The organism is Dietzia sp. oral taxon 368, assembly GCF_002999155.1.
In the GTDB taxonomy this organism is placed as follows: Bacteria; Actinomycetota; Actinomycetes; order Mycobacteriales; family Mycobacteriaceae; genus Dietzia; species Dietzia cinnamea.
Window position 1 is genome coordinate 831,016 of the sequence record NZ_CP027238.1, and the last position, 12,726, is coordinate 843,741.

13 protein-coding genes are annotated in these 12,726 nt (G+C 70.5%); 7 read left to right on the plus strand and 6 right to left on the minus strand.

Going from position 1 to position 12,726, the window contains the following annotated elements:
• Window positions 1-50: 50 nt before the first annotated feature.
• The 3 genes from C3V38_RS03975 to C3V38_RS03985 all read left to right on the plus strand — a co-directional run bounded on the left by C3V38_RS03975 (window position 51) and on the right by C3V38_RS03985 (window position 3,358).
• Complete coding sequence (locus C3V38_RS03975) at window positions 51-1,118, plus strand: beta-ketoacyl-ACP synthase III (protein WP_061229744.1); 1,068 nt, start codon at window positions 51-53, stop codon at window positions 1,116-1,118.
• 103 nt (window positions 1,119-1,221) lie between these two features.
• Window positions 1,222-2,316 (plus strand): SGNH/GDSL hydrolase family protein, encoded by a 1,095-nt coding sequence (locus C3V38_RS03980; RefSeq protein ID WP_106385138.1) that lies wholly within the window; start codon window positions 1,222-1,224, stop codon window positions 2,314-2,316.
• Between the two features lie 85 nt (window positions 2,317-2,401).
• Window positions 2,402-3,358 carry an SGNH/GDSL hydrolase family protein gene (locus tag C3V38_RS03985; protein WP_061229746.1) on the plus strand — a complete coding sequence of 319 codons (957 nt, stop codon included), beginning with the start codon at window positions 2,402-2,404 and terminating at the stop codon, window positions 3,356-3,358.
• A 126-nt stretch (window positions 3,359-3,484) separates the two neighbouring features.
• On the opposite strand, the gene C3V38_RS03990 is transcribed toward C3V38_RS03985, so the two are convergent.
• From C3V38_RS03990 to C3V38_RS04010, 6 genes are all read right to left on the minus strand, one after another.
• On the minus strand, window positions 3,485-4,756 hold the full coding sequence (locus tag C3V38_RS03990; RefSeq protein WP_061229747.1) for a Dyp-type peroxidase: 1,272 nt from the start codon (window positions 4,754-4,756) through the stop codon (window positions 3,485-3,487).
• Window positions 4,749-5,018, minus strand: coding sequence for a copper chaperone PCu(A)C (locus C3V38_RS17910; protein WP_254426077.1), 270 nt, complete (start codon window positions 5,016-5,018; stop codon window positions 4,749-4,751). The genes C3V38_RS03990 and C3V38_RS17910 overlap by 8 nt, the downstream gene beginning before the upstream one ends.
• Entirely contained in the window at window positions 5,015-5,308 is a 294-nt protein-coding gene (locus C3V38_RS17915; protein WP_254426078.1) for a copper chaperone PCu(A)C, read from the minus strand. Before C3V38_RS17915 ends, C3V38_RS17910 begins: the two co-directional genes overlap by 4 nt.
• Window positions 5,309-5,377: 69 nt before the next feature.
• Window positions 5,378-6,004 (minus strand): hypothetical protein, encoded by a 627-nt coding sequence (locus tag C3V38_RS04000; protein WP_061229749.1) that lies wholly within the window; start codon window positions 6,002-6,004, stop codon window positions 5,378-5,380.
• Between the two features lie 34 nt (window positions 6,005-6,038).
• Window positions 6,039-6,581, minus strand: a complete 543-nt coding sequence (locus tag C3V38_RS04005) for an NUDIX domain-containing protein (RefSeq protein ID WP_061229750.1) — start codon at window positions 6,579-6,581, stop codon at window positions 6,039-6,041.
• A gap of 137 nt (window positions 6,582-6,718) precedes the next feature.
• Entirely contained in the window at window positions 6,719-7,927 is a 1,209-nt protein-coding gene (locus C3V38_RS04010) for a hypothetical protein (RefSeq protein WP_106385139.1), read from the minus strand.
• Window positions 7,928-8,354: 427 nt separating this feature from the next.
• On the opposite strand from C3V38_RS04010, the gene C3V38_RS04015 reads away from it, so the two are divergent.
• The 4 genes from C3V38_RS04015 to C3V38_RS04030 are packed head-to-tail and all read left to right on the plus strand — an operon-like array spanning window position 8,355 to window position 12,598.
• Window positions 8,355-9,806 carry a hypothetical protein gene (locus C3V38_RS04015; protein WP_061230086.1) on the plus strand — a complete coding sequence of 484 codons (1,452 nt, stop codon included), beginning with the start codon at window positions 8,355-8,357 and terminating at the stop codon, window positions 9,804-9,806.
• Window positions 9,807-9,844: 38 nt separating this feature from the next.
• Entirely contained in the window at window positions 9,845-10,816 is a 972-nt protein-coding gene (locus tag C3V38_RS04020) for a PspA/IM30 family protein (RefSeq protein ID WP_106385140.1), read from the plus strand.
• A gap of 38 nt (window positions 10,817-10,854) precedes the next feature.
• Window positions 10,855-12,069, plus strand: a complete 1,215-nt coding sequence (locus C3V38_RS04025; protein ID WP_106385141.1) for an alpha/beta hydrolase family protein — start codon at window positions 10,855-10,857, stop codon at window positions 12,067-12,069.
• 34 nt (window positions 12,070-12,103) lie between these two features.
• Entirely contained in the window at window positions 12,104-12,598 is a 495-nt protein-coding gene (locus tag C3V38_RS04030) for an SRPBCC domain-containing protein (RefSeq protein ID WP_106385142.1), read from the plus strand.
• Window positions 12,599-12,726: the final 128 nt, after the last annotated feature.

The following is a 12,726-nucleotide window of genomic DNA, read 5'->3' on the forward strand; positions in this document are numbered from 1 at the left end:
CGACACGAGCGCCGGGAGGCGCCGTCCACCGACGAGGAGCGAGATCGCCAATGGCGGATTCCAACGAGACCGTGACCATCGCGACCGGCGAGGGCGCCACAGGCACGACCCTCCTCGGCATCGGGGCGTACCGCCCCGAGCGTGTGGTGAGCAACGAGGAGATCTGCGAGAAGATCGACTCCACCTCCGAGTGGATCTACGAGCGCTCCGGCATCCTCAACCGCCACGTCGCCGGTCCGGACGAGGGCATCGTCTCCATGTCGATCGAGGCGGCCCGCGCGGCCGTCACCTCGGCCGGCATCGACGCCGACCTGATCGATGCCCTGATCGTGTGCACGTCCACCAACTGGACCCAGGTGCCGCACGCGGCCCCACAGGTCGCCACCGCCCTCGGGCGCAACGGCATCGCGGCGTTCGACCTCACCGCCGGCTGCGCGGGCTTCGGCTACGGCCTGGCCGTAGCCACCAACATGATCCGCGGCGGCGGCGCCCGCTACGTGGTGGTCGTGGGCGTGGAGAAGATGACTGACGGCATCGACTTCTCCGACCGCAACACGGCCTTCATCTTCGGTGACGGTGCCGGCGCCGTGGTGGTGGGCCCGTCGGAGACCAACGACATCAGCCCGGTCGTGTGGGGGTCCGACGGAGAGCAGGGCAGCGCCATCCGCCAGACCAAGGATTTCAAGCAGTACGTCGACGAGGTCGACGCCTCCGCCGCCGCAGCGCGCGAGGAGGCCGTGCTCCAGCCCTTCCTGGTCATGGACGGTTCCAAGGTTTTCCGCTGGGCCGCCGTGCAGGTGTCCAAGGTGTGTGCACAGACGTTGGAGGCGGCGGGCGTGACGGCCGAGCAGATCCAGGCGTTCATCCCCCACCAGGCCAACGGCCGCATCAACTCGGCCATGGCCAAGCACCTCGGGCTGCCGGACTCGGTGGCGATCGCCAACGACATCGAGCAGACCGGCAACACCTCCGCCGCCTCGATCCCGCTGGCGATGGAGACCATCCTGCGGGAGGGAGAGGCCGAGCCGGGTCAGATCGCGCTGTGCATCGGCTTCGGGGCGGGACTGTCCTACGCGGGGCAGGTCCTGCGGCTGCCGGCCAAGCCGCCCGCGAGCTGACGCACCGACTCGCTTGACCCCGCGCCCTCCCGGCCCCACGACACGCCTCGTGGCGGGCCGGGAGGGCGCCCAACTAGACACGTGTTCATGGGACGCTGAGGGCGTGCACACGTCCTTTCCCCGCCGCTCCGCGCGCCGTCTGATGTCCGGTGCCGCAGCGGCTGCCGCCGTCCTGTTGTCCCCGCTGCTCGCGGCTCCCGCCGGGGCCGCGCCCGCTCCCACGATCCCGGCGCCGATCACCCCGGAGACGGCGCCGCTCGAGGTGGCCAGCGGCTCGGTGCAGACCCTCGGCGCGAACATCGCCGGGCAGGTCAGCGGGGCCGGGATGGGCCCGTCGGTTCACGCCGGCCCCGGCACCGGCCCGTCGAACTACGTGGCGCTCGGGGACTCCTACGCCGCCGTGGGCCGGATCGCGCCGGGCGCGTGGGGTGCAGGCCCGGTCGCGTGCGTGCGCACCTCCGACGCGTACCCGACCGTGGTGGCCCGCGCGCTCGGCGTGGGTACGTTCGTCAACGCCACCTGCGGGGGCGCAGTGGTCGACGACTTCCGGACCGCCGGACGGACCGGTGCCCCGCCGCAGTTCGACGCGCTCGACTCCGACACCGATCTGGTGTCGATGACGATCGGCGGCAACGACGTGGGATTCGGTGCGGTGATCGTCGCCTGCGCACTGCGTCCCAACACCGCGCCCGAGCTTCTGCCGCTCGTCGACGGCGCGACCGGGAACCTGTCGAAGGGCTTCGACCCCACCACCGGCTGCTCGGACGTGATCGACCGGCAGGCCGCCGAGGCGCTCGAGCACCTCGATGAGCGTTTGGACGGCGTGTACGCCGAGATCGCTCGGCGCGCGCCTCGGGCCCGCGTCGTGACGATCGGGTATCTCGCGGCCGTCCCGGAGGATGACGCGGTCATCCAGCAGTCGCCGTCGTGCGCGCCGTTCATGGCGATCAGCGCCGAGGAGCGGGCCAAGGTCCGCGGGTTCCAGGACAGCATCAACCGCGTGGTCCGCGCCGCCGCCGAGCGCAACGGCGTCACCGTCGTGATCCCGGGTGAGCCCGGTCACTCGATGTGCACCTCGCCCGACACCCGCTGGGTCGACTTCACCGGGCTCGAGACCGGCGCGGTCCCGGTCCATCCGACCTCGGCCGGCCACGCCCACGTCGCCGACCGCGTGCTGGCGGCGCTCGCTGACGGCTGAGGGGCCGAGTGGTCACGCTTGAGGACAACTGTCCAGTTGCGTCGATCGCCGATCGGAACGGTGGTGATGAGGAGACACTGAGATCATGTCGACTCCTCATCGCCGCCGACGCGGCCCTCTCACCACGTCCCTCGCCCTCTCCGCTGCCGCCGTTCTCGTCGCGACGCCCGCCGCTGCCGCCCAGTCCACAGCTCAGCCCGACGGGGCGATCGCCGTCAGCTCGCTGGGCGCGACCAACGAGATCCCGGGCAGCGTCGCCGGGTCTCTGGGCTCTCTCGCCGAGCCCGCCTACCCCGAGTACGTCGCACTCGGTGACTCGTATGCTGCCTTCGGCGATCAGTCAGGCGTGGCGGCGCCCTGCGGCAGGAGTGCGAGCAACTACCCCGGCCTGCTCGATGCGAACCCGGCTGTCGGCGAGCTCACCGATGTCACCTGCGGCGGGGCCGTGACCGAGGACTTGTTCGAGGCGCAGCACCCAGGCGTCGCCCCCCAGCTCGAAGCCCTCGACGAGGACACCGATCTCGTGACGCTGTCCATCGGCGGTAACGACGTGGGTTTCGGTTTGATCGTCCAGTGCATCACCGGTGGCCTGCCGGGCTCCCCCCGCGACTGCGAGAGTGAGCTGGGCACTACGGTGAGCGGTCTCATCGCTGACGTGTACGGCGAAGACGGCGCGGTCGCCGACATCTACGCCGAGATCGCCGAGCGCTCGCCCGATGCGACGGTGATCGCGACCCAGTACCTGCCCCTGATGCCCGCCGATGACGCGGACGGCTGTGCGTTCACCCAGTTCGTCGGGGACGAGAACCTGGAGTGGGCCCGCGAGATCACCCAGGAGATCAACGACGCGGTCGACGAGGCGGCCCGCCGCAACGGCCACGTCTCGGTGCTGCCCGTCGATGACACGGACCGCAGTGGCTGTGCTCCGGCGGACGAGCGGTGGGTCGTGTTCGCCGATGGCTCCGAGAACAATGCGGCGCCGTTCCACCCCACCGCCCTCGGCCAGCAGGCGATGGCGGCCGCGATCGCCGCGGCGCTCTGATCCAGTCTGCCCCGATCCGGTCCGCCGCGGCCAGCACCGCAGCCGCTCCTCGGGATGGCGTCTCGCACACACCGCGGGGCGGGCGAGACGCCATCGGCAGCGGCGGCTGCGGAGAGAACGCGGGCATCAGCCCTCGAACAGCGTCTGTCCCACGTAACCGCCCTCGGGCGCGCCGGGCGGGAGCGCGAACACCGCGGAGCCGATCGGGATGGTCCACGTGTTGAGCGCGTCCTGCTCGGCGAGCCGCCGCTGGACCGGGATGTACGTGCGCACCGGGTCGGCCTGGTAGGCGGTGAACAGCAGACCGCTGTTGCTGATCTCGCCGTCCTCCGGCGGGTCGTCGTAGTTGTACGGCCGCCGCAGCATGGCCTCGCCCCTGTTCCGCTGGCGGGCCCGCGCCATGTGGGATTCCGGCGGGATCACCGGAAGGCCGGTCTCGTCGATCAACTCGAAGTCGGCCGGATCGCGTTCGTTCCGGCCGGTCAGCGGCGCGCCGGTGTCGAGCCGCCGACCCACGCTGAGTTCGCGTGACGTGCGGTCGATCTCCTCCCAGGTGTCCATGGTCATGCGGATGCGCCGGAGCACCAGCGACGATCCGCCCCGCATCCAGCGCTGTTCGCTGCCGTCGGAGAACAGGATCTGGTCGAAGTCCACGTCGTCCGGCCGCGGGTTCTCGGTGCCGTCGATCTGCCCGAACAGGTTGCGTTGCGTCCGCCCGCTGGGGTCGGTGCCGACGGCCTTGCGAAAGCCCCGCTGCGCCCACCGCTGCCGTGCGACACCCCGCACGCCGGATGCGAGGATCCGCGCGGCGTGCGAGACGATCAGCGGATCGTCGGCGCAGATCTGCAGGAGCAGGTCGCCCTCGGACCACCGGTCCTCTAGCTGGTCGATCTGCGGGAACGCGGGCAATTGCGCGAGCCAAGACGGCCGTTTCTCCGGCAGCCCGGCGGCGTCGAAGAAGCCGGGCCCGAGGCCGATCGTCACGGTGAGACGCGCCGGGTCCTCGGCGAGCTCTGGCTCGAGATCGGCCAGGCCGCCCCGCCCCTGGGTGAGGCGGGCGGCGTCCTGGGACCAGGCGCGCAGGACGCCCTGGATCTCGGTGCGTGTAGCTCCGGGGATGATGTCGAACGCCACGAACGCCGCGTGTGACTGCGGTGCCGTGGTGATGCCGGACTGGTGCGGGCCGTGGAACGGTTCCGTGGTGGTCCCCACGACCCGCGAGTCGGCGACCGTCTTCCAGTCGGCGATCGCCTCGTCGTCGTCGACGACACCCCGCCCCGCGTAGCCCGCGGCGCCCCCGACGACGCCGCCGCCCACCACGGCCGCGACGCCGCCGGTGAGCACGGACCGCCGGGACAGGCCGCGCCTGATCAGACCACGTCGGGCCTGGTCAGCCATCGTGAGTCATGCCTCCGTGCGCCTCGTGGCCGGAAGCGGCGTGCCCGCCGCCGACGTACTCCTCCTCGCCGCCTTGGAAGTCGCGCGCGAAGACTGTGACGTCCTGTTCGGCGCCGTCGAATTCGAGGGTCAGCGTGATCTGCTGGCCGGTGGAGATGGGCTCGTCGAGGTCCATGAGCATGATGTGGTTGCCGCCGGGCTCCAGGAGGAGCTCGCCGCCGGCCGGGATGACGAAGCCGTCCTCGCGTTCCTTCATCATCATGCCGCTCGCGCCGGGGCGGTCTCGTGGAGTTCGGTGCTGTCGCCGAGGTCGCCGTCGACGCCGGTGAGGTGCAGGTCGCTGTCACCAGGATTGCGGATGGTGCCGAAGACGCCGGACATCTCGGTGTCGGTGGCTTTGGCCCAGCCGTCGTCGAAGGTCACCAGGGTGGTGGCGGCGCCGGTCTCGGCGGCCGCGTCACCGGTGTCGGCGTCGTCGGTGCCGCAGGCGGCGGTGAGGGCGAGCGCGAGGGCGGTGGCCGCCGCGAAGGCGGCACGGGTGTGGGTACGCATGGGTGTGTGTCCTTGGTGATGTGTGATCGTCCGGCCGCGGGTTGCGCGCCGGTGCGTGAACAGGTGGGATCACACGGTCACGGGCGGCGCCCGGGTTCCCCCGCGGGCCAGGAGGTACCGTCCGCGCGGGGCGTCGGCGTCGTAGGAGGCCAGGAGTCGAGCGACGACGACGAAGTGAGCCGTCACGGGAGTGGGCAACACCCGGGCCGCCAGCCAGGACAGCGTCCCTGTCAGGATCGCCACCAGCGCGAGCGTGAGGACGACCGCGGCCAGGTGGGCGCCCAGCATCGACGGGGCGAACAGCGCCGATGCCGAGGCCGCAGGGTCCAGGTTGACGCCGTCCATCGCGGCACGAACGGCCGCCGGGTTCGTCGCATGGTGGCCGAGCGGGCCGGCCGCGCCGTGCGAGTGCCCGGAGGCCAGCACCAGGTGGACGACCCCCTGACCGGCGACGAGTCCGGCCGCCGAGGTGAGGATCGGTGACCGATGCCGGGCGAGGGCCGCGGTGACCACGCCGACACCGGCGCTGGCGGCCGCGACCATGAGGATCTGCCCCGTAGTGGGCGGACCCGCCGCTGCACCGGCGGCCAGCCCGTGCGCGCTGATGCCGAACACGCCGCTGACCAGTGCGACCACGATTCCCACGACCGCGGTCACCACGGGCGGGACCTCGGCGCGCAAGCGGTCGGCGGACATGACCCGATTCTAGGCTGGACCTACGACAGGGCCCCTATCCGGTGGCTGCGCCTTCTGCGGTGGTGTCCTCCACGGGGGCGCCCTCTGCGCGCGTGCCCTCGGTGGTGGTCGCGAGGCGGGTGCGTTCCTCGTCGGCCAGGCCCGCCTCTATGCGCGCGAGCATATGCGGGCTCATGTCGGGCAGGTCGTCGATCGCGAACCAGCGGGCGTCGGTGTTCTCACCGTCCGCGGGGTGCGGCTCGCCGCCGAGGTAGGTGCAGGCGAAGGTGTGGTCGATGTACTGCGCCCGGTCCCCGTTGGCATACGTGACCATTCGGGAGACGCCGAGGGAGGCGAGTCGGTCGACGCGGATGTCCACGGCAGCTTCTTCGCGCGCTTCGCGCACTGCGGTGTGGGCCGGGTGCTCACCGGGGTCGATGATGCCGGTGACGGGGGTCCACCATCCGTTGTCGCTGCGTCGGACGAGCAGGATCCGCTCACGGTCGGGATGGCGGATGACGGCGGTGGCCCCGGCGAGCCACAGGGGGGCGGTGCCCACGTGCTCACGGAGCTTCAGGACGAAGTCGGGGATGGACATGCCCCGAGGGTATCGGCCCCTACGACACGGGCGACGGCCCCGAGATGCGGCGATCCCCCGCGGACCATATGGTCAGCGGGGGATCGCGTGGAGTCGGATCAGTTCATCGGTCGGTCAGACCGAAATGCGAACCCGAATCAGGAAGGCAGCTGCTGCTCGGGTTCGCACTCGTGCCGCTCCATGGAGCCGTTGTCCTTGAGGAAGTCGATCGCCTCCTGCGGCAGGTTGCAGACCGCCCCGACGTTGATCGCCGGGAGCGGCGGCAGGTTGACGCCACCGGAGATGGCCAGGCCGAGGCCGATGCTGCCCGCGGCGAGCGAGCCCACGGCCAGGATGGCACCGGCTTCGGAGCCAGCGATGTTCGTGACCGAGTCACCGGCCTTGGAGCCGTTTCCGCTGGAACCCGTGGCGAGCTTGTCCAACGAACCCTTCAGCTCAGTCGAACCCGCGTCCTTCGAACCCGAACCGGAACCCGTGGCGAGCTTGTCCAACGAACCCTTCAGCTCAGTCGAACCCGCGTCCTTCGAACCCGAACCGGAACCCGTGGCGAGCTTGTCCAACGAACCCTTCAGCTCAGTCGAACCCGCGTCCTTCGAACCCGAACCGGAACCCGTGGCGATCTTGTCCAACGAACCCTTCAGCTCAGTCGAACCCGAACCGGAACCCGTGGCGATCTTGTCCAACGAACCGGTAAGGGTGCCGAGCGAACCCTTCAGCTCAGTCGAACCCGCGTCCTTCGAACCCGAACCGGAACCCGTGGCGAGCTTGTCCAACGAACCCTTCAGCTCAGTCGAACCCGCGTCCTTCGAACCCGAACCGGAACCCGTGGCGATCTTGTCCAACGAACCGGTAAGGGTGCCGAGCGAACCCTTCAGCTCAGTCGAACCCGCGTCCTTCGAACCCGAACCGGAACCCGTGGCGAGCTTGTCCAACGAACCCTTCAGCTCAGTCGAACCCGCGTCCTTCGAACCCGAACCGGAACCCGTGGCGAGCTTGTCCAACGAACCCTTCAGCTCAGTCGAACCCGCGTCCTTCGAACCCGAACCGGAACCCGTGGCGAGCTTGTCCAACGAACCCTTCAGCTCAGTCGAACCCGCGTCCTTCGAACCCGAACCGGAACCCGTCGTGAGCTTGTCCAGCGACCCCGTCAACTGATCGGAGCCGGTACCGCCGGACGAGTCCACGTCCCCGGTCGAACCGAGCGCAGCGCCGAGCGCGACAGAGCCCACTACGGCGCTGACACCGATGCCGATCTCAACGCTCTGCGCGTTGGCAACACCCGGCATGGAGCCGAGCGCTAGCCCGGAGGCCGCGATGACCGCGATCATCCGCTTCTGGTTCTTCATAGGAGTTGCCTTCCTTAGTGGTTGACGACCCGGCGACGGGCATTAACTCCCCCACGCCACCCGGTCCGGCATGTGGCCTTGGCCACCGCCTTCGGATCGTGTCATCACTCTATCGGGGCATTTCAAAGTCGTGTTACAGGGAATGCTTGGCTGGAACAGTTTGAGGGGCTACGTAACGCAAGGGGCAGCGGCGCAGGTAGGCGGCGTCCGCGAAGTCGCACAACGGTTATCGGCCGACTACCTCGTCTTACGTTTCACCTAACAAGTGAAACGGCGCTTATTTATTTGCCGTGTAACTCGCTCAGTGAGTTTCCTCACTACTTCGCCCCTGAATGCCGGATCCGCCACCTGGAACCGCCCCGCGCGCCCCACGACAGCAAAAGTTGAGGCTAACCTCGTATTGCTATCCCCGAGAACCAGGAGCGTCATGGCACCGAGCACGACCGGAGTCCTCTTCCCCACCGATTCCGACGGAAACCGCTCCACCGGCCGTCTGGCCAAGCAAGTCGTCGCCGACGCACTCGCCACCGTCGACCCCGCCGCGGCCGAGCGCGTCCACCGCATCAAGGACTGGCGCAAGGGCTACATCGAACCCTTCACCGAACTCGTCCGGGTCGGCGTCACCGACCCCGCCGCCTGGGACGGCGTCGCACGCGCCGCCCTCCAGTCGCTGCAGTCCCGGATGGTCGGCGTCCACGAGAAGGACGGCCAACTGGTGGAGACACCGATGACGGACTACCTCGCCGTCGTCACCCCCACCTCCACGCCCGGAACCGAGACGATCCAGGGCACGGCGACCCCCGCCCGCGAACTCTCCATCCCCTACCGCGGCGAAGAACTGACCGGCGACCTCCTCCGCGCCCGCCTCGACAAGTGGGTCGCGGCCGGCGTCATCGAACCCAGCTGCGCCGACGCCCTCAAACTCGTCCAGGACAACCCCGAGTGGCTCTCGCTCCCCGGCCGCGCAATGCTCGTTCTGGGCCTGGGCTCCGAGATGGGCCCCGCCCGACGCCTCCTGCAGTGGGGCGCCGACGTACTGGGCGTCGACCTCCCGTCGAGCCCCGCATGGGACCGCTTCCGCGCCGAGGCCTCCACCTTCGCCGGCCGCCTGCACATCCCCACCGACGCCGACGGCCGCCCCGGCATCGACCTGCTCACCCAGCTCCCCGAGCTGGCCGCGTGGGCCCGGGCCGCCGCCCCCGCACCGCTCACCGTGGGCAGCTACTTCTACGCAGACGGCGGAACCCACGTCCAGCTCTCGTCCGCGGCCGACGCACTCGTCGTCGACCTCCTCGGCGACAACACCGCCACCGCGCTGGCCTACCTCGCCACCCCGATGGACACGTTCGTCGTCCCCGCCGACGTCCGCGAGGCCTCGACGGCAGCCCTCGCCTCCCGGAGGATCACCGACGTCAAGCGAGTCGTCGGCGCGCTGACCCGCCACAAGCTGTTCTGCCGCAACTACCCCGCAGGCCAGGGGCCCGCCGTCCATGACGCGCTCGTCCCCCAGCAGGGCCCCAACTACACCCTCGCCAAGCGCGTCCAGCGCTGGCGCGCCACCAGCGCGTTCGCCGACGGCCACACCGTCTCCGTCAACGTCGCCCCCGCCACCGACACCTACTCGGTCACCAAGAACAAGATCCTCGCCAACACCTACAAGGGCGCCCATGCCTTCGGCATCGAGATCTTCGAGCCCGACACCTCCTCCGCCCTGCTCGCGGCGCTCATGGTCCACGACCTCCACGTGGGGCGCCCGCAGGTCGACGTGCAGTGGCAGCACGAGTCGTCCGGCGCCGCGTCCGGTGGATTGTGGCGTCAGCCCTACCTTCCGCGGACAGCCCTGCCGGTGGCCGCGCTGATCGGTACCGTCAAGAGGTAGAAACGCACCTTCGCCGTCGCCGACAAAAGGACCCCGCCATGCCTAACCCGTTCTCCAAAGGCTGGAACTACCTCAAGGCCTCGCTGGACAAATCGGTCGACGACAACGCGGACCCCAAAGTGCTCGTCCACCAGGCCATGAGCAACGCCCGGCAGCAGCACAAGTCCGTAGCCGACCAGGCCGCCGCGGTGATCGGCAACGCCAAGCAGCTCGAGATCGCCATGGGCACCAAGGCCCGCCAGCTCGACGAGGTGCAGGGCCAGATCCGCCAGACCCTCCAGGTCGCCGAGCAGGCGCGCGCCGAAGGCGACACCGCCCGGGCCCAGCAGTTCGACGCCCAGGCCGAGCAGCTCGCCGGCCGCCTCGTGGCGCTGGAGCAGGACCTGGAGAACACCCGCCAGCTCCACGGCCAGGCCGTCCAGGCCTCCGAACAGGCCAAGCAGGCCGTCAAGGAATCCGAGCACCGGCTGCGCGAGACGCTCGCGCAGGAGGACCAGCTGCTGCTGCAGGCCACCCAGGCCGAGATGCAGCACCGGACCACCGAGTCCATGACCTCCCTGCAGGGCGCCGGCGGCGGCAACTCCCCGACCTTCGACGAGATCCGCGCCAAGATCGAGGGCCGCTACACCACCGCACTGGGCAAGCAGGAGCTCGCCGAGGCGACCGGCGCAACATCGACCGCTCAGCTCGACGCCGCCGCCTTCACGCGCGAGTCCGAGGGCCGGTCCAAGCTCGAGCAGATCCGCGCCTCGATGGGCCTGTCTTCCGGGTCCGACGCCGGCGCGGATCGCCAGCTGACCGACGGCGGCGCGGCCGGCGGGCAGGGCGGCCAGGCCGGCGCGCAAGGTGGTCAGGCCGACGGGCAGGCCGGCCAGGCGGACCGGGCCGAGCCGGCGGGGGCGCCCGACCAGGCGGACCCCGCGGCCCCGCGCGACCCCGACGAGGCCACCGACCAGCCCGGCCCCGAGGACCTGTCGGGCCCCACCCTGCCCCGCGACACCAGAGAGTGAACCTTCCGGGGCCGGGGCCCGCCGTCTATCGTTGAGCGGTGCCCCGACATCGCTCGCCGCTCGCCCTGCCCCTCCTCGTGCCCGCACTGGCCGCGACCCTGATCGCCGGGGCCGTGGCCCCGGCCGGTGCGCAGTCACTGCCCGGGTCCGCGGGTCCGGATATCGGGTCGGTGATGGGCTCGGCGGGAGGCAGCGTCGACCCGTCCAGCGCGGCCGCCGGCTCGGCGACCGTCGGCTCCACGGGCTCCACCGGCACGGATTCGCTGGTGGGGTCGGGAACCCTCCCACCGCTGGGCACGGGCTCACAGAACACCTCCGCCACCCCTCCGATCGGGATGGAGGCCGAGACCGTCACCGAATCCGAGGTGCGCCGGGTCGACATCGGTGACCAGCTGGTCGCCGGCGGCGACCCCCGATTCGAGCGTTGGTGGGTCGCCTCCGAGTCGATGAACCGCGTGCTGCCGGTGGAGATCTGGCGTCCGGCCTCCACTGCGCCTGCTCCCATGCTCTACCTACTCGACGGCGTGGACTCGCCCTCACCCAGCGGGTGGCTCCTGCCGGGCGGCGTCGACCGGGTCTTCGCAGGCGAGCACGTCACGCTCGTCATGCCCGCCCGCGCCGACGGCTCGCTCCACGCCGACTGGCAGCGGGACGACCCGGTCCTCAGCCGCAACAAGTGGCAGACCTTCCTCACCGAGGAACTGCCACCGCTGCTCGAGGCCGGGGACATCCCCTTCAACGGCAAGCGCGGCATGGCCGGACTCTCGATGGGCGCGGCCAGTGCCGTGACCATCGCCGAGCGTCGCCCCGACCTGTACCAGGCCGTGGGTGCGATCGCCGGCTGCTACACCGCGCGCGACGACCTCGGGTTCATCCTCGCCAAGATCGTCGCCGAGACCCGCGGCGGCAACATCGCCAACATGTGGGGCCCGCGCACCGACCCCGACTACCTCGCCAACGACGGCCTCCTCAACGCCGACAAGCTCGAGGGCAAGGCCCTGTACTTCGCCACCGCCACCGGTATGCCCGACGCCTCCGAGTGGGACCGCAACGGCCGCGACCTGCTGCGCTTCACCCAGGGGGCCGGCCTGGAGATCGCCACGCACGCCTGCACCGTGGAGATGGACCGGCGGCTCGACGAGCTCGGCATCGACGCGCGGATCGACTACCTGCCCACCGGCCTGCACAACTGGGACAACTTCGGCCGTTTCGTGGCCCCGATGCGCGATACGCTGATGCCGGCGCTGCGCTGACCGCCGCGGCGCCCCACCGCCGCGAGGAGTCGCCATGCCCACCACCCCGAAGGCCTCCGGATACCTCTCCCCCACCGGGGCGGTCGTGTTCCCTCGCCGGCTGCCGCTGTCCGTCGAGGAGGCGTGGGCGGCGGTCACCGATCCGGCCCGCACCGCGCCGTGGATCGGACCGTGGTTGGGCGATCAGACGAGCGGCACCATCGAGATGACCATGTCCGCCGAGGCGGGCGCGCCCGTCGTCCCGGTGGGGATCGTGCGGCGCGAGGCGCCCGAGCTCCTCGTCCTGAGACTCGGTCCGGACGGGTGGGTGGTCACCGTGAGGATCGAGGGCGACGACGACGAGGTCATCGTCTCCCTGGAACAGGAGATCGCAGACGCCCGGTCCGCGTCGGACATCGGTCCGGGGTGGGATTTCTATCTGGACCGGTTGGTGGAGGCCGAGGCGGGCCGGGATCCGGAGGCGCTCAGCTTCAGCCCCGACTACCACCCCGGCCTAGCCGCGCACTACCGGGCGCTTCTCGGCGGCTAGCCTCGGTCCGAACGTCTCCGTCGCCCCTCGCCGCGATCAGACGAGTTGGGACCCCATCGTGTCGTAGTGGGTTGCTAGTGTTCACTTGATCGAACACACGAGCGATAGTCGTCCGGTCGGGCGGCGAT